We start from the raw sequence: 25,601 nt of genomic DNA on the forward strand, positions 1-25,601 counted from the left end.
CAGACTTCTTTAGCGAAAACAGTAGGCTACTCCTATGCCTAGGTTGAAAAACATCATTTTTTTCTGTAGTGTCCCTCTGAAAACCTCTTGTTCCCCGGTCAGTAAATAATCTCCACTGAGCGTAACTTTTCTAGAAAAGGAAGTGTGAATGCCAGCAACCAAAGCGAAATTAGATTGCGGGAAATCATAGGTATAATCCAAACCAAATTCTGGCGAAACGATCAACTGATCATCTGGGTTACTTTTCATATCGGCATCGAAAACTCTAGCTTGCATACCTATTCCGGTACCGGTACTCACTCCAAAACCAACGCCGATAAAAACAGGCATAAAAAAAGAAAAACGCGTATTAGCCTTAACAGAAACACTGCTTCTTGAGGTGATAGGTAGTTGGTACTTTAGCCCCATCACCACTGCGGCATAAGCAAGATCAAAAAAGGTAGCCTCCTGATTATATGGCCGGGTAAGCCCAACGTTTAAGAACTCTTCACTAGCAGTCACTCGCAAATGATAAGAATCGAGTCCAGCCTCTAGCCCCAGACTCCATGCGAGGCGAGGGTAAAATGATTGAGTATAATTTGCTCGTAACGCAAACAAATAAGCCCCATCTGATACTACATCCGCCTTATTCGACTGTAGTGTCGAATAGTTTCGGTCAAATTCTAATGCAGATGACCTCCCGCTGATGATCGTCAACCTAACTTCTGATATAGCTGTGCTCGTTTTGTTGGTTTGAGCCTGCAAAGCTTGACTTGTCAGAAAAATAAATACAGATAAATAGGTAATTTTGAATGTTAATCTCCTTGAGTTCATTGTACCCGCGTTTTAGCTTTAGACTTGTTCTGCCGGGGCAGTTTGGTAGGCAAATCCAATGTACCAAGAAAAGAAAACGCCTAGAATCCGTAGTTCTCTACTTTAATAAAAAATTAACAATCAAACTTCAAATCTACACTACCGTTTCTGCTCCCAAGCCCACGCCGTCTTCATTATATCTTTGATATTATACTTGGGTTGCCAACCTAGCTCCCGGCCAGCTTTATCTGCATTCGCATAAATAGCAACTACATCTCCTGCGCGGCGATCGCCGATGCGATAGTTGAGCCTTACACCCGTCACCTCCTCAAAAGCATGAATCGCTTCTAGTACACTTACGCCCGTTCCGATGCCAAGATTAAAAAGCTCACAGTTGCTCGCTTGGCGGTTTTCGCGAAGGTAATCCAAGGCCAGGGTATGCGCATGAGCAAGGTCTACAACATGAATATAATCGCGGACACAGCTGCCATCACTGGTGTTGTAATCATTCCCAAAGACCATCATTTCCTTACGTTTCCCTATCGCTGTCTCCGTAATCACTGGTGCCAGGTTAGAGGCAGGATTCGAAGGAGCCTCCCCTATCAGGCAACTGGGATGTGCTCCGGCAGGATTGAAATAACGCAACAATACCCCTTGAAAATCGGGGCTGATCTTACAAACATCGAAAAGGATGTCTTCGCACATTTGTTTAGTACGACCATACGGTGACTCCGCACTTTGGCGAGGTGTTTTTTCCGTCACCGGTAGTTCGTCTGTATTACCGTAAACCGAGCAGGAAGAAGAAAAAATCAAATGCTGACACCCCGTCTCCTGCATTCCTTCAATGACATTAAGTAAGCTATTGAGGTTGTTTTGGTAATAGCGAATTGGCTGATCAACAGACTCTCCTACATGCTTTAGTGCTGCAAAATGGATGACGCCAGTAAAGGCTTCTTCCTGAAATAAGCGTATTGTAGCTTCTCGCTCGGCCAGGTCAACTACATGGTTTTTTACGTTCACTCCCGTGATTTCCGCAATACCCTTCAGGACAGATTCATCAGCATTGCTAAGGTTGTCTACAGCAACTACCTCATAACCGTTTTCAATCAAATCCACGATAGTATGACTACCTATATAACCACATCCTCCGGTTACTAAAATCCTCCCTTTGCTCATCTGCTATTGTCTTTTTCGAAAAAAAATAACTTGATATAAAATGCCGAATACCTCTTAAGAAAATCCCGAATACCAGCCATTAAGCTAATATTCGGGATGTATTGAAAAAGGTTCAAAATAATAAGATTACTCTTCGGAATCTGCGGCTTTCGCTGCTTCCGCTGCCTTTCTCTTTTCTTCTTCCTCTTTCGAGTTCTGTATTTTATTAAGCAACAAAGCGGCCTTCATCAAGAAGTCGTCATGGTGCTCCGTATATTCGTTGAAAATCATCATCAGGCGAGCCGCATCAAAAGCTGCTGACTTGGGCATCAACTGACGGGCAGCGATAGGGTGCAGCCAGTATTCCAGGTTATTAGAACGCAGGTAAGAACGGTCCATTTCAAAACCAATCACAACTGCCAGCTTATTTAAACTAAACAGGTAATCTGTTTCCCGGTTAAGGTCTTTCTGAATATCAATGATCTGATGACGTCCGAAGTCTACACCAGCACGCTCACACAAGAAAATGTCTCGACGACCATCAAAGACAACGATATCTTCAAAACGGTATTTCTTAAAATTGCGCAACAAGAAGCTCCGAATAGCCATCTTGGTAGAGCGCAAGTTTCTGAATGCATAAGAAAGATCATGTTCTTCGAGGCGGAACTCTTCATCAAACCGGAACCGTCTGCGGGTCCGCATATTGATGACTTCTTTTCCACGTCCAATGGTATGGCCTAGTTCATTGGTCTGAGCGAATACATTGACAACATCAACGTTTGCGCTATTGACCCAGCTTTCAAGAAAAATTCGGTTAGAGCCTTGTTCAAAAACCAACAAGGAGATTTCACTGATGGCGTAGAAGTTTGGGTACCCTCCGTAAATATTGCCATACTTTAATTCCAAAAATGCGATGTTCCTGTTCACGGTTTGAGGTTGTGTTTCAGTTTACTGTAATTGTTTTCGGGTGCTATTCGCCAGTTCATTTGGTAATATGTACGCAAGGTAGCCAGAAATTTTAAATCCATTCAGTACTTTCCGACGAAAACTAGCCTTACGTGCCTTTAACACGAGCAAAAAGATAAGGATTTAAAGGACAAATTGCCCGTTTTCGTAAATTTTTTCACCGTTCGCGTAGATTTCGCCCCCTTTCGTCATATCTGCAATCATATCCCAGTGAACAGTCGACTGGTTCTTACCTCCTGTTTGGAGATACGATTGTCCAATAGCCATGTGGATGGTTCCACCAATCTTTTCGTCAAAAAGGATATTCTTGGTAAAACGGTTAATTCCATAATTAGTACCGATGGCGGCTTCTCCAAACCTACGAGTACCTGGTATTTGAAATACACGATCAAGTACCTTTTGGCCCTGTTTTGCTTCCCATTTATCAATGTAGCCATCTTTCACCCAAAGGGTTACTCCCTGAACTTCTTCTCCTTGGTAAATAGCAGGATAATCAAAATGAACCACTCCATTAACGGAATCCTCTACGGGCGAAGTATAAACCTCTCCACTGGGCATATTGGTTTGGCCATCAGAATTCATAAAAATCCGCCCATCCGTGCGGTAGGTGATATCAAAAAGAGGGCTGCGATAACGGATTTCCTGGCAAGAATTGAGGCGATCAACAATCTGCTGTTGATCTTTTCTAACCTGCAACCAGCTTTCAATAGGGTCTTCGTCGTAGAGGCGGCAAGCCCCATAAATGAAGTCTTGATATTCTTCCAAAGACATCCCGGCTTCCTGAGCAGCAGCCTGGGTAGGAAACTGGCAAAGGTTACGCTTCAGCGAACGATCTGCCGTACGGCTAAAGTAAGTCTTCGAAAGATCCGCAAGTGTTTGTTGTCTAATTTCGCGACGATCAGGATCTATTTGCTGCCCCTCCCGTAAATTAAAAGGCGCACGGATATAAAGATAAGCATCAAACTCTTCCATCGCTTGGCGATAAAGTGGAGAGATGTACTTCAACTGCTCATCATTCGCTGTTTCCAGAAATATGCGACTCTGCTCTCTGAACTCCAACTCATACTCCACATGGGCCCCTACACGAACGGCCTCACGATAAACTTCGCGGAGCAGGTCTTCTGCCAAAGTGGTCGTTCTGATATATAAACGTTCTCCCGCTTTCAACTCTAAACAGTAGTTTACGAGAAGTCGGGCGTAGCTTTGTAGTATGTTTTTCATCTTATTTGGGTAGTACTCAAGAACTCTAATAAAACAACAGCAGCAATTCTACCATTGTTTTGCAATGTAAGGATAACGAATATGGTATTGTGCTTTTACCATTTCCATCATTCTACTACGCAGCGCATCAATATTCTCTTTAGTAATTGCTGATACCAAGACACTTTCCTGATCAAATTGTGCTTCCAGGCGTTGTTTTAATCCCAATTCAATTTCTTCCTTTACCTCATCATCGAGATAGAGATCGTAATTTCTCTCACGATACAGGTCTATCTTATTGAAGATCATCAACGTAGGCTTCTCCAATGCTTCTAGATCTTTAAGCGTCTCGTTGACGGTACGAATATGATCTTCGTGCTGAGGGTGCGCCAAGTCTACTACATGTAGGAGGATATCGCTTTCGCGAACTTCGTCCAGCGTAGATTTGAAGCTCTCCACCAAATGGTGAGGAAGCTTACGAATAAACCCTACCGTATCAGACAGCAGGAAAGGTGTACGATCAAAAGCAACTTTGCGTACCGTAGTGTCCAGTGTTGCAAAGAGTTTGTTTTCCGCAAATACTTCCGACTTGGTAAGCAAATTCATGATGGTACTCTTGCCCACGTTGGTATACCCCACAAGTGCTACCCGGATCAATTCGCCACGCGTTTTACGCTGCGTTGAGTTCTGCTGATCGATTTTCTCTAACTGCTTCTTGAGCTTCGAAATCTTGTCGCGGACTATACGACGATCCGTCTCAATTTCTTTCTCACCAGGTCCACGCATACCAATACCACCACGCTGTCTCTCCAAGTGAGTCCAAAGCCCTCGTAGGCGGGGCAGCAAGTATTGCATCTGGGCAAGTTCTACTTGTGTTTTCGCCTGGGCCGTTTGTGCTCGCCGAGCGAAAATATCCAGGATAAGTGAAGACCTGTCAATGATTTTCACCTTCAGTTCTTCTTCTAAGATATTGGTTTGTTTGCCAGAAAGGTCATCATCAAAAATGACTGCGGTAATATCTTCGTGCGTTTCGATGTATTCTGCGATCTCCTCCATCTTCCCCTTTCCAACAAAAGTCCGGCGATTAGGGTGATCCATTTTTTGGATAAAACGCTTAACTGTTTTAGCGCCAGCAGTGAGGGCCAAAAATTCCAATTCATCCAAATATTCGGTAATCATATCCTCTGTCTGGTCACGCGTAACCAAACCTACGAGAATAACCTGCTCTGTCTTCTTTGCAAGCCCCTTCTGTTGTGAAGAGGTTCCTACATTCCATCCCTGCTGCTCCATATCAATATCTTCTTTTAAAAAACTAGTAAGCCCTTTCGTCCCTACCCTCCATAAAATACATAAACGATTTATTAACTACACGGTTCCCTCCAGGGGTAGGATAATCACCGGAAAAATACCAGTCACCACTATTCCCAGGGCAAGAAGCCCGCAAATCTTCAATCGTTTGGTAAATGACCTCTACTTTAGGCTTAATGTTAGGAGGAGTGATAATTTCCGCAATTTTTGCAGATACCTCCTCATAACTAAACTCGTCGTAGAGCGCTTTGACCTGATTGGTCATTTCTTCTTTCGGTAGCCTTTCTTGCGCTTCACAGCGGTCGTAGCATTCCTGCAAAAGATGTTCTTTTTTATTTTCTTTCAACAAAGCCACTAATGCCCTAAAGGCCACAAACTCGTTCATCTTCGACATATCTATCCCGTAACAATCAGGATAGCGGATTTGTGGGGCAGAAGAAACAATAATTATTTTCTTTGGCCGCAGACGGGAGACAATCTGAATGATACTGTCGCGCATGGTCGTACCCCGAACGATCGAATCATCCATCAGTACCAAAGTGTCTTTTTCGTTTTCCACGATACCATAAGTAACATCGTAGATGTGCGAAACCATTTCCCCTCTGGAAGTAGTATCTGCTATAAAAGTACGAACCTTAGCATCCTTGACCACAATTTTTTCGACCCGCGCCCGAAGGTTCAGCACCTTGCGCAATTTACCTGGGCTAATCGTTTTACCCAGTGCCGCTATCTTCTCCGCCTTGTGCAGATTAAGTTCATCTTCGAGGCCATCAACGAGGCCATAAAAGGCGATCTCTGCCGTATTTGGGATAAAAGTAAATACCGTCCGTTTAAAGTTGTTATTCGCGCTCTTCAAAACAGCTTTTGCCAATCGACGGCCCAATTCTTTTCGTTCCAAATAAATGTCCCGGTCATTACCTCGGCTAAAGTAAATTCGCTCGAAAGAGCAACCTAGTTTTTCTCCCGGATCTGTATAGGGAACAACGGCTGCAACACCATTCCTTTTTATAACAAGTGCATGCCCGCGCGGAATCTCCTTCACCTTACTAATATGCACATTGAGGGCTGTCTGGATGGCTGGCCGCTCGCTGGCTGCTACCACTATTTCTTCGTCCTGATAGTAAAAGGCCGGTCGAATACCGTTGGGGTCGCGCATCATAAATGCATCACCATGACCAATAAGGCCACTCATCACATAACCGCCATCAAATTTCTTACTAGCCCGGCGCAATAGCCGCTGCAAGTCGAGTTTATCAAAGATGAGGTCATTGATTTCCCGATTGGTGTATCCATCGGACTTGAACCAATTGAATAGGCGCTGTACTTCATCGTCCAGGAAATGACCGATTTTCTCCAGTACAGTTACCGTATCACTGAGTTCCTTGGGGTATTGACCCAGCTCTACCAGCTCCTGGAACAGCTCATCTACATTGGTCAGGTTGAAGTTGCCCGCCAGGATAAGATTACGAGGGATCCAGTTATTCTGCCGTAAAAACGGGTGGCAGGTCTCAATACTGTTATCGCCATGCGTACCATAGCGCAGGTGGCCCATCAGCAATTCTCCGGTATAAGGAAGATTACCTTTCAGCCACTCAGCGTCAGCAAGTTGCTCAGGGCTCAGTTTTGTAAACCGTTCAAATACCTTTTCAAACAAGTCATCGAGGTAATTTGAAGCATTACTTCTCTTACGACTAATGTACTTTTCTCCAGGCTGAATGTCTAGTTTTAGCGTAGCTAAGCCAGCGCCATCTTGCCCACGATTACGCATCTTTTGCATCAATAATTTCAGCTTATTGAGACCGTAAAGGGCAGAACCATACTTATCCTGGTAAAAAGAAAGGGGTTTGCGGAGCCGGATCATGGCTATACCGCACTCGTGTTTGATTTGCTCACTCATGTGGAGGGATATACAGAAGTTTCCTGCAAAAATAGGAGAATAAAAGAGGATAAACGCTATGAATGTGAAAAACGTTGTGATTGAGAGCTTGAATGCGGTGTAAGAAGGTTAATCATATCTACTAATTTGTAGTTACCTCTTCCACCTACTTCTTAAAAGCAGCAGCTATTCTACGCAAATTATGCGTCGATTAGGGGCTGTTTTCTACGCATGACCTCTTCCGGAAACCAAAGATTAAAATGCATTAAGCCGATAACTTAGAACCCAAAAAACCGACCCCCAAAAAGCGGGGGCCGGCCGGCGGTGTTAAAACCCATTCCACATCGGTTTACACCTAATTTTGTACAACGAGATGTACAGATGAAAAAAATTACGTCTTTAGGGAGATTTGTCTCCAAATCTCGTACAGGGATTTCTGGTAAAGGGTATAGAGATAAATGCTCGCTAGTAGCTACATCCCTCTACCCTCTACCTAATTATCCATCTACGGGCGCGGCACGCGCTCCCTTTTACTCCAAAATCACCATCTTCTTGGTAGCTGCATACTGGTCGGTTTCCAGCTTATAGTACAGTAGGCCGCGGGCGGCGATGTCTTGAGCATCCACCAAAATTTGGTTGTATCCGGCGGTGTAGTATTGCTGGTAGGCGCGTACTACTTTGCCGTTTGTATCGTAGATCGTCAGGGTTACTTGCCCGCCTTCGGGGATTTGGAAACCGATGATGGTCTGATCACCGAAGGGATTGGGGCGGTTTTGCTCCAGGAAGAAACCGTCTGCTGATTTTGCTGCTGGCGCAAAGTTCAGGCCTATTTCGCGTAAGCTATCGTCGAGGCCGTAAGCTTCGGCAGGTAGCATCCGCGAGGTGATGCCGATGCTTTCGCTGAGTCGGCCATCCGTTTGTGCTTTGAAGCGTAGAATGAAGAAGGTCATTTCCTCCTGGCTCAGGTACTGCTCCGTCTGGCTGGCATCCCAGCTGATCGTCAGAATACCTCGATCAGCTTGTTCCTGATTTACATGAGCAGGTTGAATCTGGCTCCATTCGATGTTCTCCAAGGCAATCTTTCCGGGATCAAATTGAAGTGTAAATTGAAAACCTTGTACTTCATCCAGTAAGTCGGCAGCTGTGAATACTGCTTCTATCGTTTCTCCGGTTTCAAACTTGTGCTCCTCCGTACGCAGGTAGTAGGTGTTGCCTACCGCACGCTCTTCGCCACCATCATGGAGGTTGGCTTGTACGTTACCGTTGATGTCGCCTACTTTCACCGCTATAAAGTCGGCACCGTAGACATTGTTACTCAACATCGGAACATCTACCGTTTCCGGGAACACTTCTTCCCACGGGTTGGCTGGATTAGGGAAATTGTATCCCGCATCCACAAAACGCCAACTTTCGTTGTTCGGAAATCCTTGGGTGATGCCCAGAATAGCTTTACGCAAATGCACCAAGTCAAGGGTACTAATCGTGTTGGAATGATTGATATCCGCTGCAATCATTTTGTAAGGAGAATCCAATGGATCTACCCCCAGAATATGCTTGGAAATGTAAATGATATCAATCGTAGAAACTCCATTCATATAATCTTCTGCGCTGTAAGGCTGAATATCATAACCTTCCTGCATCGCCAATTCAAAATCGTAAAGGCCATCATTTTCGGTCATCATCATGTCGTAGGCCATATCTTCTCTTGGGCTCACTTCTACCCCGGAAACCGGCACCCCTTCTTCAGTAATAATCAGCCCCGAAATGGTGCCCATTGCTGTCGATGTGGTACAAATATTATTGTTGTCCTGTACTTGTAGTAAGGCATCACAGGTCGTATAGTTAGGGCCACCTACTGTACCGTCTGGCTGTACTGCTGTCGGGTTAAAAGCACTGTCCCATTGGTAAATTCTTACAGGAATAAAGCCTATCTCGTCACAAGTCACCACTAGTGCCGGATGATTTGGAAACGGCACATCACTACCATTGTCCAACTGGTCTACCCGGTGAATCGTAAAGCGTAACGGACCAGAACAATCTTCCCCAACACTGTTCAGGAACATTTCTGCCGTTACTGCGGCAGCGGCCAAATCATCGTCGCCATCACCATCAGCATCCACACCGGGTAGCTGAGGCATCAGCGGTACTGCCATGCTGGAATTGCAGATAAATCCAGGAGTAGTACAATCCGCCACCGAGAAATCGACAGTTCTGCTTCCTGAGTTTCCACACTGGTCATTCGCCGTTATCCGCAACCGGTGATTACCCACCGGGAACGTACCACTCACCTGATAATTCGGAAAAGTTCCTGTCAGTGTAGCGCTCGTTGTAAACTCCCCCGTACTAAACTGGTCGATCGCAACCGTCAAAGTTGGAGCCGAAGCTGCGCAGCCATCGGTGAGGCTAAAGTCTATACTTACGCTTCCTTCACAAGTGTTGTTCACGGTACAGAAGGGTGCTGGATTGGTAGCCGTCACCACTGGTGCCGTCGTATCAATCACTTTAATGACCTGAGTATACGTCCACGAACCATTGCTTTGGATAGTTCTCCAATAGCCCGTAGGGTTGCTAAGGCCATCACAGGTAATAGGGCGGGTGCCTGCTGCAGGGAAGCTATTATTCTGATTATTATCTGCATCCAGATAAGTCGTGCCATCAGGGGTACGAATTACCCATACATCTTCCATTCCTCCTTCAGCCTGGCAACCAGCATTTCGAGGAACCTCAACAGGCGCTGAAAAGCCATCGTATTCACACCAGTTGATCACCGAATAAGTTCTCAATATTTTATAGCAAGCCCCATTCACAACATCAAAGCGTACATCGGTGCTATTCACTGCAAAGTCATCACAACCAAAATTATTGATAATTAAGGTATCTGCACCTGGTTCAACACAATTCCCGATAACATCACGCGGGAATTTAATCTCGTAATTTGTATTGGTCGTAATGTTGATAACTTGCTGACAACTACTGGTGTTTCCAGCAACATCACTCACTTGAAACCGTCGAATAATGGAGCCTAGTCCACAGTTTTGCATATCTACTTGTGGCGTAAGTTCCGTTGCAAGTGCCCCCTGACAGGCATCAATAACCTGTACTGACCCAAAGAGTGCTTCCAGCACACTGGTGCTGTTTAGGTTGGCACCTTCAGGCAACTCAGAACAATTAATGGTCACCGGTTGCGGAGCCAGACATACTGGTGCAGTATTATCACTTACAACTACTTGTCCGGAACAGGTATTGAAGTTTCCTACAATATCGGTCACCAGCAGGTTTACCGTAACGGTATCTCCTACTTCACAACAGTAAAGGTTTACAAATGGGCCCCAATCCGTAACAGTCGGAGCAATATCATCGCAGTTTGCTGGGTTGAAATCAATCTCCCGTCTCACCTGCAAGCTTACAGGCCCACAGTTATCAGAGCTTCCTTCATCAATATCCTGTGCGGTTATCACACCAACGCCGTCTCCTCCCAAGGAAATATGAATCAAATCATCACACGCGGCTGTCGGTATAGCAAAATCTTCTATCCGAAACGGGCACTCTGTCTGAGCACTATTTCCACAATCATCGGTGGCAATAAATCGGAAAAAGTGGGTCCCTACCGGTACGTTTGCAACAATTCGGCTATCATTAGGAGGAATCGTCGCAAAAACGCTTACTTCTGTTTCGAAACCAATAACCTGTCCAAACGGGTTAAGAATAGGTACTTGCAATTGGGTTACCACCTCCGTACTTACGGTCCAGCCACTACAATTATCGGTGACGTTAGGTAGCGGCACTTCAAGGGTTCCAGTACAGCTAGCTCCCTGCGTGCCGTAAATCAACGTATCAGGCAAGCCATTCATATCTGTATCCGGTGCCGGACAGCTAATCATTGGTCCAGTCCGGTCACCAATAATGATCGTTTGATCAAACTGAACAAGCGCAGTACTACCACAATCATCAAAGATGGTCCAGCGGCGGATAAATTGCTCCGTTCCTGTACACACCAGTACGCGAGGTATATCCACAAAGCTCGATAGCATATTGCAGTAAACTGGCGCAATATCAAACACACCTCCGGCGGTAATCACAAAGGGATAACCGGTCAGGGAAGGGTGCGGATTTCCGCCAGGCGTTGTAGGGTAAGTTTCATCACAAGAAATATTGAACGTCTTGGGCGGCAAATTGACATCTTCCATCGTAATTGCCGAAAAGCTGATCTGTTGCGTACACTGATTGCTATTCCCTGCCTGGTCCGTTACCGTAAAGGTACGGGTGATGGTAGAAACGCCGCAGGTCCCCCCATTGACAAACTGATCAGTAAAAGTCACCGGTGGGTTGAGCATACAAGCATCACTAACCACCGGAGCGCCCAGTAAATCTACACTCGCTGGATTATTGATTAAGCCAGGGACACTACTACAGTACAAGGGCAATTGAATAGTGGCAGGAATGCTAGAAAACCCATTCACTCGGCCTGTCCCTTCACTATAAATAGCGTATTGATAGTTCGCCAATTGGTTGCCATCGTAGGCCATCGTCAGCAGCGTGTAGGGCATGCCCGGTGTTAGCATCACGTGCAAGCGGGTTACCGCGTCAACCGTGGTGTAGTACCCTTCTCCATCTGGCAAAGGTTCTCCCACACCTACAATTCCTTGGCACGGCCCCTGAAACGGGTCAAAACTTCCTTGGTAGATACCAAATACGCCACCATTCGGGAGGTCCATATTCAACTCTATCGTATAAGTATCGGTTTCATCCACCGTTATTTCCCGTAAGGTATAATAGTGCTGTCCGCTCATTGGCGCCACAGCAGTATTATAACAGGCAAAATTATTAGGTATAAACAAAGGCGATGTGTTAGGCACACTACCATCTATTAGCTGTACATCATTCGCTATTTGGGGCATACTGTTCCCAGGAGGACAAGTAATCGATGGAGCATCTACATCAAAAATATCTATTTGACCATCACCAATAAATTGGCCAGCTTCCGACATGACCCTCACATTTAGCCGCTCACCGGCATGTGTACCATTTACCGTATTACCAATAGCGATGCCATTTTGGTCAAAGACGGTAATTAGAAAATCGTCAAGACATGGATAATTCCCCGACAACATCATCTCCGGTGTAATAACCGCTTCACAATCTAGTCCAAGGGTTACATTCACCAGCGCTATTACAGCTGTATTGGGCTGCGCAGGAACAACGACATCCTTACTAATAACAGACACACACCCCGGATCATTCGGATTATTGGGTGTTCCCGCCAAGGCATCAAAAGTATAAGTAACGGTATAGGTTCCCGACCCAAGCACTTGTGCATTGAAGACAGTGGCCGGCTGTCCCTCAATCGCAAAAGCACCAACGCCTGCAATTCCATTGTTTTCTGCTAAAAGCATCACCGGATTGCTGGTAAGGCAAATCGTATCGGGCAAGCCCTGAAAAGCAACATTCGGATAGTAGCAGGTATTGCTAATATTAAGCGTTGTTGATCCATTATTGAAGAAAAGGGTAAAACCCGAAGCATCAACATGTCTGATAATAAGTTGGTAAACACCATTGGCTACCTCAGGCAATACCTGCCCAATACCAATAGGTGTAGGTGCCGCAGGAGGAGCAGCACTTGCTTCAGTAAAAGCACCATTATTATTCGTCACCATCCAGGTTTCTCCCGGAAGGCTTACGATAGTTATCGTATCGGCAAACTGCCCATCTGCCAAAGTGGTAGCATTATTCAAGCAATGGCATTGCGCTCCTGTACCCGCATCCGTCCCTAAAAATATTGTAGGAGTTTGCGACCATCCGCTGATGGACAAAAGCAGCAAAAGGCAAGGTAAAAACAGCATTCGCTGTATCCCTGGCCAAACAATATCAGCTTTAGGTTCTTCTTTTACGTGAACTACCCGTAGCACACGCTTTTTTTCGTCTTTTTTCATCTTCAGCAGCCTTTTCGGCGAGGGGCCTCGCTGCAAGTGAGCCTGGGACCCCCACTCTTCTTGTTTGCGTTTCATGCTTGGTTGTTTTTGGGTAAGCTGGCAGCTCACCTAATCGTGTTCAATAGAAATGACTTAGAGCTTGTTTGGAGATTTAATTAGGAATATTCATTTTTCACCAAACTAAATTCCCAAACAAGCTCTTATGCTTGGGCATAGCTTCATCAGGGTTACGAAGTACATATTATACTCGCAACCAGATTTTTAACTATTAAAGAAAATTATATTTCTCCTTTGCCAGAGGTAAAGCAAAAGGTGTGCCAAAAACTAAAAAACACTAAAAAATGCAACTATAAAAGGTGATTATTCAGGTATAATAAGGAGCAGATCAACGCATTTTTGGGGCTATAGCGGCACTTCGTGCGCTACCGCTTGTTCCGTTCTTAGGGCTTGCTACGCTGCGCACTACCACTTCACCAGCTTATCCTTGGTTGCTCCGCACCCCGCGCTCCGGCCGCTGGCCTGCGCGCACAAATACGATACTCAAATGAAACGCAATAGTGCTCTATTAAGAGCTTGTTTGGCTGTTCTAACAGAAGTAAGGTTTCCGGCCTCGGATGAGGTCGCATTTTAAGAGAAGGCCTTTCTCTAGACTTGGGAGGAAGCTAAAACATCATTCCGTAGAAACCTTTGGCATTGTCAAATGCATCCCAGGTTTCTTCCCTGTGCAATTTCAGATCAAACTCATTAACATCCCAATACTCCAACCCTGTCCATTCGACAAGGTCTTCGTGTTCAGGGTGCTTGGGGTCATTTATGGCTTCTACCATATTGTAGTATCCACCTACCCCTCCACAATCTTCCGGCGGACAGCTTCCTTTTCCTTTTAGCAGATAGGGATAGTGCAACTTATCATCAATTGGAAGGATTTTTTGTACTTCGATTGCATGAATCCAACCATCTCCGAAATCATATTCGTAGAGAACTTGGTCTTTCTCTTTCTTTAGCAGTGTATTGATTTTCTTTGTCCGTCCATCTGTAACGTCCATCATCCCAGAGTTATCCGGTATCCCAATAAAAAAATTACGCCTACTATCCGTAAATGCGTGGAGATGCGAATTAGTCCATCCCATCGCTCCTTGAATAATTGCGTGTAGCTCCTGAAAATTGATGGTTGACGCAACAAGCACCTGCCGCCAGATCGGAGGCTTACTAGGCCACTGAAGGGTAATTTTAAGTTGATAAATTTCTGTAGCCATATTTCGCTATACTGCCCACTTCAGATAAACAGCTCCCCAAGTGAAACCACCTCCAAAGGCGGTAAGGATGATATTTTCTCCTTTCTCAAGCTGGTCTTCATAGTCCCATAAGCAAAGTGGGAGCGTAGCGGCAGTAGTATTACCGTATTTCTGAATATTGACCATCACACGTTCCATCGGGAAATCAGCCATCCGGGAAACAGTCTCGATGATGCGAATATTTGCTTGGTGAGGTACCAACCATTTAATATCATCGATTTCCAAATCATTGGCTTTCATAACCTCCCCAACTACACTACTCATCCCGGAAACTGCTGCCTTGAATACTGGGCGGCCATTTTGGAACGCAAAGTGTTCACGTGCCAAAACCGTTTCAACAGAGGCAGGCTTCATAGAACCACCTGCTTTCAGGTGCAAAAACTCTGATCCTGAGCCGTCACTTTTGTGAGTATAGTCAATGATACCGTTACCACTGGTATCAGGCTCTAGCATAACGGCTCCAGCGCCATCGCCAAAGATGATACAGGTAGACCTGTCGGTGTAATCAACAATAGAAGACATTTTATCAGCACCAATGACGATCACTTTCTTGTGCTTGCCACTGGCAATAAACTGCGCACCTACGGTCAGTGCATACAGAAAACCTGAACATGCCGCATTTACATCAAAGCAAAAAGCATTATTGATATCCAGTGCATTTGCAATCAGATTGGCAGTATCAGGAAACTGCATATCAGGTGTAACCGTAGCACAAATAACAAGCTCTACTTCTGAAGGGTCTGTATTGGTTTTCGCCAACAATCCTTTAACCGCTTCAATTCCCATGACAGAAGTGCCTTGGTTTTCGCCTTTGAGGATGTGCCTTTCTTTGATTCCCGTTCGGGAGGTTATCCATTCATCATTGGTATCCACCATTGTTTCCAACTCTGCGTTGGTAAGAACATACTCAGGCACATAGCCCTGAACACCAGTAATGGCTGCACGAATTTTCGACATGGTCAATAGTTATTCTGATACATTGCGTAAAATCGCCGCAAGGTAAGAATATCTTGCTAAATTTCACGGAGGTGAAAACTTAACGATTACAGTAAGTTACGGTTCCTAAGTTTCTTATTCTTGATATGGCTCATGCTTATCCAGCTGATCTTCGTAGTCATGATACGAGATAGCAAGCAGCCCAAGGAAGGTTAAAAAACCATTAAGGGCGATAATAAGAAAACCGAATTCAAAGCCATAAAGCAGGTCAGCAGAATAGCTATCGATCACAAAAGACAAACAAGGAGCAAGTAAACAAACCAGAATGACCAGGTTTACTTTCTGTAAGAAAGGGGGAAGTTTTTCGCCCCAGCTAAAAGATTTAAGATCTAAGACTTCCCGAATTTTGAGGTTCGTCGTCATCCCAAATGTAAACAAGCCAAGAAGAGGCCCATAGGTATAACCAGCTGCCGTAAACAGCTGCTTGATTACAGCATCATTATTCAGGGCATTAAAAATTAAAATCACAATTAACAGTACCACCGAAAAGCCGATGTGGACTAAAAATCGTTTCCTTTTCTGAGCATTCTGAACATCCTCTTCTTCCTCTTTCTTTCCAAACCCAAGAAAATCAACACAGAAGGATGTCGTCAAGGCCGTTAACGCTGAATCGGCGCTAGAGTATGCCGCAGCAATCAGGCCTATGATAAACAATATCCCAATGTAAGGTGACAAGTGCTGTAGCGCTATCATGGGATACAACTTATCCGTACTTGCCGGAATATCTATCCCCACCTGCATAGCGTAGATATAAAGCAATGCGCCTAAAGAAAGGAAAAGAATATTGGCAAAGAACAGAACGATGCTGAAAGTAAACATGTTCTTTTGCGCATCTCCCAGACTTTTACAACTAAGGTTCTTTTGCATCATGTCCTGATCAAGGCCAGTCATGACAATCGTGATTAATGCACCCGCTAAAAATTGCTTCCAAAAATTATAAGGATCACTCCAGCCTCCTTCAAAGAAAAAGACTTGGCTGTAGTTACTGTTGGAAACCATTTCCGCTAAACCACTGATATCAGTTTCCAGTGCCTGCCCGATTCCCAGAATGGTTAGGATTACAGCCATCAACATAGATAAGGTCTGTAGCGTATCCGTATAAACAATGGTCTTTATGCCTCCTCTGAAGGTATAAACCCAAATCAGGAGAATAGTAGTAAGCACAGTAACAGGAAAAGGAACATCAAAAGGATTCATTACAAATTCCTGCAAAACAATAGCCACCAAATAAAGACGAAAAGAGGCACCAATGATGCGAGAAATAAGGAAGTAAAACGCCCCTATCTTATAAGAATAACGACCAAAGCGTTGTTCTAAAAATTCGTAAATAGAAGTAAGCCCTAAACGATAATATAAAGGAAGTAAAACGGTCGCAATGACGGCATAGCCTAACAGATAGCCCATTACCATTTGCATATAAGCAAAGCCCTGTGTCTTGCCAGTGGTAGCATTTATCTCTCCAACCCAACCAGGAACAGATATAAAAGTAACGCCAGACAAACTAGCACCAATCATTCCAAAAGCAACCAGAAACCAAGGTGATTTCCGCCCCGCCAAGAAAAACGATTCATTGCTGTTACCATCCTTACTTGTGAAATAAGAAATGATCATTAACACCAGGAAATAACCGGTGATAATGCTGATGATAACTGTCGGTGTCAAAGTTTGTACCATAGGATGAAAACTGGATACAGATAAAACTGCGTAGGCAAAGATATAAAAATCCGGTATCTGGTGAGTATCCAGCAAAAAAAACCGGCACGACGCTCAGTGAGGTCATGCCGGTATAGTATTGGGTTATTGAGGTGTAAAAACTTCTTCTGCTTTAAACAGAAGGATTTTAAGGGGTTCTAGGAGACAAATTAAACTTGGTTTTGTGGGGTGTTAATAGGGTGGTATAATTATAATGGGATCTCTTGAAGTGCTAATCTGTGGGTAATATTTTTTTCACAAGTGCCTAGTCACCCCAGCTCAGGCCGAAACGCATTTCTACCTGGGCAAAAGGAGCAGACAAGTCGCCACTGGTAAGGTCGAATTTATCGCTGCTACCAACAAAACGGTAACCTCCTTCAAAACCTAAACGAAACCACTGGAAGACATTAAATTCAAATCCAGCAGAAGGCTGAAAGACAAACATCCGGTCACTTTGGTTATTTTCGCTGGTCCATACTTTACCACTACCGGTGATAAAAGTGAAGCGAGGGTGAATCATTTTCACCGAATTGGGTGCAATGCCAATAACAGGGCCGTGGTACTTGAAATTCAAATTAGGGTCTCCGTCATTAACAGTGAATTTATCGCGGGTTTCGTAGCCACCCCATCCGATAAATAGATCACGGCCAAGTTCTATACCACCGTAACCACCACGAATCAAGGTCCAATCGTCACCATTGAAGCTAGCGAAATTATAAGCCGCTGAGCCCCAGGCTCCAGATAAATTCAGGTTGGTTTTATTAAAAAGGGTTTCTTCGGACTGGGCAGTCAAACCAGTAAAAGCTAAAAGGCAGATGACTACAATTTGCAAGGATTTCATGTCGGGCTGTTTTTGTGGGTGATTAATTCCTTATGTTCCAACGACACGAATATACGAGCAGGTCACACATCACGCTAGTGCCTTAACCCTGTTTAACGGGAGTTAACAGCTTTCTAACACATTAAGCCCAATTTGAAATATTGTATTATTAACAAATTTAACAATTAGCAACCCTTAGAGCTTGTTTGGTAGGGTCTGATTAGTCGAAGTCGAGCAAATTTTATTCTGATTGAGACTCAAGGAAGGAGCTTAGCCGTAGCTAAGTGACTGATCGCCGAACAAAAAGCAGGATGAAATTTGCCGATTGTAGGCAATTGAGACCCTCCCAAACAAGCTCTTACTCAACGATTATCCGTCGGGAGTAGCTATTGCTTTCTGTTTGCACCCGAAGTAAATAAATCCCGGCAGGAATGTTTTGCACATCAATAGAAAGGTCCGTGGTTGGTCGCCAATCGGCAAATGCCCAAAGCTGTCGGCCATTTAGGTCACGTAGACTCACTGCCGCCGATAGGAATGGTGCAGCAGGAAAACTAAGCACACAGGTCGTTTCTGCTGGATTAGGATAAACCAACCATTGATTATCAGTATCTAATTTCACTCTTCTGATTGGCGAATAAGATTTATGTCCATCGAGGTCTTCTTGCCTTAAGCGGTAATACACATAAACTGTGTTTACGGGTAGATGAAGGTCTTTGTAATTATACTCACTTCCCGACGTATTCCCCGCTGGGACAAAACCCAAATCCGAAAACAACCGGCCATCGGTGCTACGCTCAATATAAAAACCCGCATTGTTTTCTTCCAACAAGGTTGACCATTCCAGCAGTACTTCGTTGCTTTGGAGCTCAGCTTCAAAACCTGCCCATACAACAGGTAGTATCCTGGCGGCACAACTACCTACATTGACATCATCAAGGTACCAGCCATCCCAGCCATTACAACCATCTGTCCCCAACTCCCACCGTAAGCGAATGGTTTCACCTGGTTGTACGCCAATAACCGTTAGATCAACTTGAGAGGTCCCCCAACTTCCTGTAACAGCTCCTTCATCAGCACCAGAAAACACCCTTTGCCCCGCTAATGGATTATCCGTAAATCCTGGCTGAGGTAAAATATCGGAATAGGTATTATACAGAAAAGCCGCTGTAGGTATCGTCATCCAACTACCTCCATTCTGTTGTATTTTTATGTTCCCACCATCAACACCTTCTTCCAAAGAGAAATAATGATCAAAAGTGAGGTAAATACGCCCTTCTAATTCGTCCGAGATGTTAATTACAGGACTCTGTAACCGCAGTATTCCATTATTCAATGAGGTGTCACAATCACCAATATTAGGATTGGTAGCATAAATGCCTTGCCCGGGTCTTCCTTTTGGCATTTCCGCAGTCAAGGCCCATTGCCTTGAGACCCAACTTTCAGCATGATTAGGGTGCGCACTCAACAACCAATCGTAGGCCCCGTTTTCCCAATCTTCCGTAAAGAATGGCGTAAATTCATTTCCGTTGACCAAACAAAAAGAAGGGGTATTGGCTTGTAACGAAGCGCTAAAACCAATACAATCAGGTGCCAGCCTCAATTCCGTAGCTTGAATCACCTGTTGCAAAGCGAGGCTATCTGCACTATTCAACTGTATTCCTGGTAGTGAGCTACCCTCTTCGGTAATACTAAGGAGGCTAAGTTCTGCTGTCCGCAAATCAGAAAAAGCAGCAGTCAGCGCATTGGCTAACGCTGCAAAATCTGAGGTCCGCCCCAGGTAATAAGCTTGTGCTTGCCAAAAAACATGAGCCGCTTTATCCAGGCCTATGCCTGTAATATCATAACCATTGTAAGTACCACCATCCACAAGCAAGGCATACGCATGCGCAACAACGCCTGAATTAATATGCACCCCGCCAAAGTCTTGTGGAGAACAATGGTAAGTTGTATCGCTTACCTTTCCTGGTTTACCGTAACAAGCTGGGTACCACAAGTCTCGAATCGCTCCATCCAAGGCAGTCGCTTCTTCACCAATCAACCATCGGTCGCCACTTTCACATGCTGTTCGAGGCTGTTTTTCTTCTGGGGAACTGTTTAGAATATCCAGGGTTTCCCCCCAAATATCAGAATAAGCTTCATTGATTGCTCCTGCCTGCCAAGCGTATAATAAATTGCTGGTATACTCGGTATAGGCATGGGCCCATTCGTGGCCTACGACATCATCACTGCTGGTGGCAGTACAGAAATTGGTGGTATAACCATTCCAACTGGCATTCGGGCAGTCAAGGAAACTGGCCTGATCGACCAATAACAAGTCACCATCTAGGTTGTCATAAGACATCCTGCCAAAGGTATTTTTAAACAGGTAGTAAACTTCCTCAGTCGTATGCACCTGTTGCTGCTGCCAAAAAGAAAGGTCAGCGGGATAAGCATCGCCATCCTGCCAGACAGGGTTATTGGTATTCCCTACAAAGAGCCGCCTTTCAGCAAGCTCACATATTCCTTCAAAATGTTCTATGACAATACCTTCCCGAGCATCAATCAGCAAGTATTCGCGTAAATGCTGGCCGTTACTTACTTCAAGGTAGTAGGCAAGTTTTACGGTTCCATCCAGTCCTTGCACTAAGCCTTCTTTGAACCAATGTAAACTGGGGGGAGTAAGTATTAATTCACTCTGATCGATATTGGGATAATGCTTATTCAACCACCCTAGTCCTATTTGCCTCGCTTGGGCTGACGAAACGAGCGTTGCGGAAGATGCGTTGATTCGCGGAAGAACCATTCCATCCATCCCTGTCAGCATTAGCGCCGCATTGAAATGAAAATTGAGCGTCCCTGCAAAAACAGGAATGCCTTCGTGCAAATGTTGTAATCGTAAGTGGTAATTCCCCGCAATATCGCGCTCCTCTTTCAGGAGTTGAAAAGTACTAGAGGTTGACTTTAGTCCAAAAGCAGGCCCGTAGAGAGACAGAAAGTCCTGGGCTTTTGAAAAACGGCTGGAGGAGGGAAAAGACAGTGGATTTTGCCAACGCAAAAAGGAAATATTTTCCGTAGCATTATCAATATAAAAGGCACTAGGCTGGGTAGCCTGCAAAAGCAGAAGCGCCTGATCCGCTTCCGTTTGCGACCAGGCATTGACTGTACACATAGCTGTGACAGCAAATATCCATACCAACCTTTTCATTTTCTGTCCCGTTTGCTCACTTATACGGGATCCAATAACTAAGGTTGCGAGACCAGGGTGTTAAATTTGTACAAAAAAATATATGTCTATCATAAGGCCTACCTTTTCTTTTTGGCGAAAGCCTGATTAAGCACCTTTACATGGGCACTGTTTCACAACAAAAAATGTGTGCCCCTGCTTTGCAGAAACACACATTTTTTAAATACTCCAGTGCTGTATACTGTTCCTGGAGAAACATTTTCAACTTGTTTTATGGTGTTGTTACCAGTAGGCGCTTAACACCTATTCTTTCCCCTTTATCGTTACTCAATACACAGAGGTACATGCCTTTTTTGAGGCGAGTAACATTAAAGTTCTCCACATGATGGCCATTCATCCGGTAATTATCACGCCAAACAGAGCGGCCCGTCAGGTTATAAACATCCATCGTGTAGTTGCCTACAGGTACGTTATTGAACTCAAAGCGAGTATTAACGATGGCCGGATTAGGATAAACAGAGAAGGAAGGTGCAGAAACAACAACCGTATTATTATCACTAACCACACCATTATCCTTGTAGGTAACACTCTCAACTTGTGTACCAGTGGGGTCTGCATTAATCACAGCGATAGCCTCTTTAGCATCATCGCTCCAAAAACTGTAGGTAACAATTGTATCTGAACCGAGCGCATCAATAGGCAATGCGTCTAATGCAAGATCGGTAATATCTGCCCATGGGAAAGGACCAATTTTAGCATCCAGGCGTACATCCCGGTATTCGGTCCGCTTCTCGCGTAGCACGTCATAATCACCGCCAGGAATACTGAGGGTTCCCCATGCATCTACCAAGTCTGTTCTGGTTGTCGCGACCCTTACCCTGATAGAATCAGGCGTAATAGGAAGGCCATCAAATATATTTCCGGGAATATCGTCAGCGGCAATAGCAATAGTGAGTGCTGATTCGTGATTCCGTAAATCAAAGAAACTCAGCGGTGCCCAACGTTCCACGTATTCAGGAACAAAGGGGGCATTCACTTCAAAGCCTTGCCCTAAAGGATCCGTTCCTGCGTATCCGAGAATCGCAAACTGGGTGCTATTGGAGACGTAATAACCCTCACCACCAGCAGCTTGATCCATTAGAATATTTGCCGTAGGGTAACTGTCCGCCGAGGTTCCTCCCAGGGGATCACTAACGGCTAATTCTTGTGAAAAACTATTTTGCAGGCTTGTAAAATTCCAGCTTTGGTCGCCGCCGGGGGTCGTAATACTTACACCAGTCGGCGCATTATCAGTAACAGTACGTAAAGTATCACCAATCGCTGGAAAATAGTCGGTACTCTCCAAGGTAATCTGCCCATTGAGCAGTAGCGGTATGCTAAGGAGAAGAGAAAAAGAAAGGAGTAAAAATTGCTTCATCTTGTGTTGGTTCTAAGGGGATTATGCTTATTTCAATCACAAAGGTAAGCGTTTTCTGGATGCTATACTGTTAAGAGAATTGTAATAATGGAACCCAAGATGACAATCTAGTCACTAGTTCTTCGCTTCGTAGCTTCCTGTTTTCGCCTTCTCACCGAGTATATAAGGAACTTTTTAGCCTAAAAAAACGCTCTTAATAATAACTAAAATCATCAAAGACTAAATCAGAACCTTGGTAAGAGTCATCTCAGAAATGGGATGGCTCTCTTTGGTCTTGAGCCTAAATATTAAAGCACATGCTCTTCTAACCATGCCCCTACCGGTGCTGCTAATTGCTCTACGCAATTCGGAGCAAACGGAGAGTTTAGATTTGCCAATTCTACCAATTTCAGAAAAGATGCGCTCCCCCCGGCCTTACACAGTTGAACATAATCCGCCCAGGCTGTAGTATGATCTTCTCTGTCTTTAATCCAAAACTGGAAGGCACAAATCTGTGCTAGTGTATAATCGATGTAATAGAAAGGCATTCCAAAAATATGGGTTTGTTTTTGCCAAAACCCGCCGGCTTCCAGAAAAGGGTGGCCATTATAGTTACGCTGAGGCAAATACTTCTTTTCTATTTCCCGCCAAGCCTGATTGCGCTGCGCAGGATTGGCCTCTGGATGCGCATAGACAAAATGCTGAAATTCATCTACCGCTACACCGTAAGGAAGAAAATAAATGGCACCACTCAGGTGACCAAAACGGTATTTATCCACATCCTCCTCGAAAAAATTCTCCATCCAGGGCCAAGTAAAAAACTCCATACTCATTGAGTGAATTTCGCAGGCTTCATAGGTGGGCCAGTTGTATTCACTGATGGCTAAACCACGACTGGAATACACCTGAAAAGCGTGCCCTGCCTCGTGAGTAAGTACATCGATATCGCCGCTGGTGCCATTGAAATTGGAGAAGATAAAAGGAGCTTTATGCGCTGGAATGAAAGTACAGTAACCGCCAGTGGCTTTGCCATCCCTGCTGACGAGGTCCATCAATTCTCTTTCCTGCATAAAATCGAAAAAGACCTTGGTTTCCGGCGACAGTTCAGCATACATACCAGCAGCTTGCTCTACAATCCAGGCTGGCTGGCCTTTAGGCTGAGGATTGCCGTCAGAAAACAACATTGACTCATCGTAGTAATGTAACTCTTTGAGACCAAGCCGATCGGCCTGTTGCTGATATAACTTATGGGCTAGAGGAACAATATGTTGCCGGATTTGCTCTCGGTAATTTGCAACATCTTCAGCATTGTAATCGGTACGTAACATCCGGGCGTAGCCCAATTCGATAAAATTCTCAAAACCCAATTCCAATGCAATCTGGTGCCGAATCTTTACCAACTCATCAAAAATGCGTTCCATCTCTGTTTGCTGGCTGGCCATCCAATCCCATTTCGCTTTGGTAGCCTCAGCTCTTTTAGCACGATCAGGGTCTTCTTCTCTGGGCTGAATTGATGACAGGTTGTAGGTTTCCCCATCAAATTCAATCTGAGCAGAAGCTTTCAACTTATTATAAGAACTTGCCAAGCGGTTTTCTTCCTGAAGCTTTTCGATAATTTCAGGCCGAAACGTACGCAGACTAAGTTCAGCAATTGCAAAAAGCTGTTCTCCATGTTCCTTCTCCAGTGCTGATCGCCATTTACTGGCCAGCAATTCACGATAAAAACGGGTCTTAAGCTCTTCAAAAACAGGTAATTGCTCATCAAAGAAATTATTTTCCGCTTCGTAGAAAGCATCTTTAGTATTGCTACTGTGCCGAATATATGCCAGATTGTACATTGTTTGAAAATCATTACGCAACTGGTAAATGTCCTTCAATGCACTACTGGCTAAGTGTAGGGTCGTCGCCGTTGAAAAGGTTGATAGTACCTGATTAAAATCAGTTTTCAACTCGTCCATTTCGGGGCGTGTATACGGATATTCCGCAAAGGAAGATGGTGTACTCATATTATTGGGTCGCAATTGTGGCTGCAAATATACTTATCTTATCTACAGTATATTATGTGATTACCCTTTGATAATAAGGCCCTATTAGCAATATTTTCGTAATTTTGTGAGCTTTTTGAGGCAGTAGGTACTACACTCATTGTGGTTCCATCATTATCCACCCTATTTTATCGGGAAACAGATTTCATGGATTGGAAGAACAAGATTGATTTAGAGCGCTTGCCAAAGCACATTGCAGTCATCATGGACGGCAATGGTCGCTGGGCTAAAGAGAAGGGTAAACCTCGGGTCTTCGGGCACCGTAACGGGGTTAAATCCGTTCGTGAGATCACGGAAGGTGCTGCTGAAATTGGCGTAGAATACCTCACATTGTATGCTTTTTCGACAGAAAACTGGAAGCGTCCGAAATTAGAAATATCCGCACTGATGCGTTTGTTGGTAGAAACTGTTTATCAGGAAACCAACACCCTGATGGAAAATAATATCCGGCTACAAGCTATTGGTGAAATTGACAAATTACCCAAGGCTACTTACAATGCCCTGCTGGAAGGCATTGAAAACACGAAGAACAACACCAGAATGACTTTAGTGTTAGCGCTCAACTATAGTGGGCGCTGGGACATCACGCAGGCTACTCAAAAACTAGCGGCATCCGCTGCCAAAGGAGAGCTTAAAGCCGAAGACATTAATGCCGAACAAATTGCCGGTGCGCTAAGTACACACGGCATGCCCGACCCAGAACTTTTGATCAGAACGAGTGGAGAAAACAGGATCAGTAATTTCTTGTTATGGGAGCTCGCTTATGCCGAGTTTTATTTTTCGCCCGTCTTTTGGCCGGATTTCCGCAAGCCCAATTTTTACCAAGCCATTGTCGATTATCAGCAAAGAGAAAGACGTTTTGGTAAGATCAGCGAACAAATTGCCTAAACATTCTCCGTTACTATACAACCAGGACTTATCTTTGTCCGTCTTTCCCCAGAATTAAGGAGGAAGAATAATTTACACT

General features: G+C 44.6%; 15 protein-coding genes. 1 reads left to right on the plus strand and 14 read right to left on the minus strand.

The window, feature by feature from the left end; all coding sequences use genetic code 11:
- Nucleotides 1-9: 9 nt before the first annotated feature.
- The 14 genes from A3EU_RS0111425 to A3EU_RS0111490 form a co-directional block, all read right to left on the minus strand.
- The gene (locus A3EU_RS0111425) at nt 10-813 is read right to left on the minus strand and encodes a hypothetical protein (RefSeq protein WP_020536299.1); all 804 of its coding nucleotides are present in this window, start codon (nt 811-813) and stop codon (nt 10-12) included.
- Between the two features lie 138 nt (nt 814-951).
- Nucleotides 952-1,968, minus strand: coding sequence for a UDP-glucose 4-epimerase GalE (gene galE, locus A3EU_RS0111430; protein WP_020536300.1), 1,017 nt, complete (start codon nt 1,966-1,968; stop codon nt 952-954).
- A gap of 126 nt (nt 1,969-2,094) precedes the next feature.
- Entirely contained in the window at nt 2,095-2,874 is a 780-nt protein-coding gene (locus A3EU_RS0111435; protein ID WP_044085774.1) for a hypothetical protein, read from the minus strand.
- A gap of 162 nt (nt 2,875-3,036) precedes the next feature.
- Nucleotides 3,037-4,134, minus strand: a complete 1,098-nt coding sequence (locus A3EU_RS0111440) for an aminopeptidase (RefSeq protein ID WP_020536302.1) — start codon at nt 4,132-4,134, stop codon at nt 3,037-3,039.
- A gap of 48 nt (nt 4,135-4,182) precedes the next feature.
- A complete protein-coding gene (hflX, locus tag A3EU_RS0111445; RefSeq protein ID WP_020536303.1) occupies nt 4,183-5,403 on the minus strand; it encodes a GTPase HflX in 1,221 nt (406 codons plus the stop codon).
- A gap of 22 nt (nt 5,404-5,425) precedes the next feature.
- Nucleotides 5,426-7,318 carry an amidophosphoribosyltransferase gene (locus A3EU_RS0111450; RefSeq protein WP_026211350.1) on the minus strand — a complete coding sequence of 631 codons (1,893 nt, stop codon included), beginning with the start codon at nt 7,316-7,318 and terminating at the stop codon, nt 5,426-5,428.
- Between the two features lie 509 nt (nt 7,319-7,827).
- Entirely contained in the window at nt 7,828-13,302 is a 5,475-nt protein-coding gene (locus tag A3EU_RS0111455) for a T9SS type A sorting domain-containing protein (protein WP_020536305.1), read from the minus strand.
- Nucleotides 13,303-13,889: 587 nt separating this feature from the next.
- The gene (locus tag A3EU_RS30175) at nt 13,890-14,483 is read right to left on the minus strand and encodes a plasmid pRiA4b ORF-3 family protein (RefSeq protein WP_020536306.1); all 594 of its coding nucleotides are present in this window, start codon (nt 14,481-14,483) and stop codon (nt 13,890-13,892) included.
- 6 nt (nt 14,484-14,489) lie between these two features.
- Nucleotides 14,490-15,479, minus strand: a complete 990-nt coding sequence (locus tag A3EU_RS0111465) for a beta-ketoacyl-ACP synthase III (protein WP_020536307.1) — start codon at nt 15,477-15,479, stop codon at nt 14,490-14,492.
- A 114-nt stretch (nt 15,480-15,593) separates the two neighbouring features.
- The gene (locus A3EU_RS0111470) at nt 15,594-17,180 is read right to left on the minus strand and encodes a sodium:solute symporter (RefSeq protein ID WP_020536308.1); all 1,587 of its coding nucleotides are present in this window, start codon (nt 17,178-17,180) and stop codon (nt 15,594-15,596) included.
- A gap of 295 nt (nt 17,181-17,475) precedes the next feature.
- A complete protein-coding gene (locus A3EU_RS0111475) occupies nt 17,476-18,051 on the minus strand; it encodes a hypothetical protein (RefSeq protein ID WP_020536309.1) in 576 nt (191 codons plus the stop codon).
- Between the two features lie 337 nt (nt 18,052-18,388).
- Nucleotides 18,389-21,214: a M4 family metallopeptidase gene (locus A3EU_RS30180; protein WP_020536310.1), complete on the minus strand. Its 2,826-nt coding sequence runs from the start codon at nt 21,212-21,214 to the stop codon at nt 18,389-18,391.
- A 250-nt stretch (nt 21,215-21,464) separates the two neighbouring features.
- Nucleotides 21,465-22,610, minus strand: a complete 1,146-nt coding sequence (locus A3EU_RS0111485) for a T9SS type A sorting domain-containing protein (RefSeq protein ID WP_020536311.1) — start codon at nt 22,608-22,610, stop codon at nt 21,465-21,467.
- A 287-nt stretch (nt 22,611-22,897) separates the two neighbouring features.
- Nucleotides 22,898-24,595: a M3 family oligoendopeptidase gene (locus tag A3EU_RS0111490; RefSeq protein WP_020536312.1), complete on the minus strand. Its 1,698-nt coding sequence runs from the start codon at nt 24,593-24,595 to the stop codon at nt 22,898-22,900.
- Nucleotides 24,596-24,781: 186 nt separating this feature from the next.
- Between A3EU_RS0111490 and A3EU_RS0111495 the strand changes: the two genes are divergently transcribed.
- Nucleotides 24,782-25,522, plus strand: a complete 741-nt coding sequence (locus tag A3EU_RS0111495) for an undecaprenyl pyrophosphate synthase (protein WP_020536313.1) — start codon at nt 24,782-24,784, stop codon at nt 25,520-25,522.
- Nucleotides 25,523-25,601 lie beyond the last annotated feature (79 nt).

This window comes from Lewinella cohaerens DSM 23179 (assembly GCF_000379805.1).
GTDB lineage: Bacteria > Bacteroidota > Bacteroidia > Chitinophagales > Saprospiraceae > Lewinella > Lewinella cohaerens.

What these genes read in the sequence shown, in the direction of transcription:
- A3EU_RS0111425 (WP_020536299.1), bottom strand. Translation starts at nt 813, where the DNA reads ATGAACTCAAGGAGATTAACATTCAAAATTACCTATTTATCTGTATTT.
- galE (WP_020536300.1), bottom strand. Translation starts at nt 1,968, where the DNA reads ATGAGCAAAGGGAGGATTTTAGTAACCGGAGGATGTGGTTATATAGGT.
- A3EU_RS0111440 (WP_020536302.1), bottom strand. Translation starts at nt 4,134, where the DNA reads ATGAAAAACATACTACAAAGCTACGCCCGACTTCTCGTAAACTACTGT.
- hflX (WP_020536303.1), bottom strand. Translation starts at nt 5,403, where the DNA reads ATGGAGCAGCAGGGATGGAATGTAGGAACCTCTTCACAACAGAAGGGG.
- A3EU_RS0111450 (WP_026211350.1), bottom strand. Translation starts at nt 7,318, where the DNA reads ATGAGTGAGCAAATCAAACACGAGTGCGGTATAGCCATGATCCGGCTC.
- A3EU_RS0111455 (WP_020536305.1), bottom strand. Translation starts at nt 13,302, where the DNA reads ATGAAACGCAAACAAGAAGAGTGGGGGTCCCAGGCTCACTTGCAGCGA.
- A3EU_RS30175 (WP_020536306.1), bottom strand. Translation starts at nt 14,483, where the DNA reads ATGGCTACAGAAATTTATCAACTTAAAATTACCCTTCAGTGGCCTAGT.
- A3EU_RS0111465 (WP_020536307.1), bottom strand. Translation starts at nt 15,479, where the DNA reads ATGTCGAAAATTCGTGCAGCCATTACTGGTGTTCAGGGCTATGTGCCT.
- A3EU_RS0111475 (WP_020536309.1), bottom strand. Translation starts at nt 18,051, where the DNA reads ATGAAATCCTTGCAAATTGTAGTCATCTGCCTTTTAGCTTTTACTGGT.
- A3EU_RS30180 (WP_020536310.1), bottom strand. Translation starts at nt 21,214, where the DNA reads ATGAAAAGGTTGGTATGGATATTTGCTGTCACAGCTATGTGTACAGTC.
- A3EU_RS0111485 (WP_020536311.1), bottom strand. Translation starts at nt 22,610, where the DNA reads ATGAAGCAATTTTTACTCCTTTCTTTTTCTCTTCTCCTTAGCATACCG.
- A3EU_RS0111490 (WP_020536312.1), bottom strand. Translation starts at nt 24,595, where the DNA reads ATGAGTACACCATCTTCCTTTGCGGAATATCCGTATACACGCCCCGAA.
- A3EU_RS0111495 (WP_020536313.1), top strand. Translation starts at nt 24,782, where the DNA reads ATGGATTGGAAGAACAAGATTGATTTAGAGCGCTTGCCAAAGCACATT.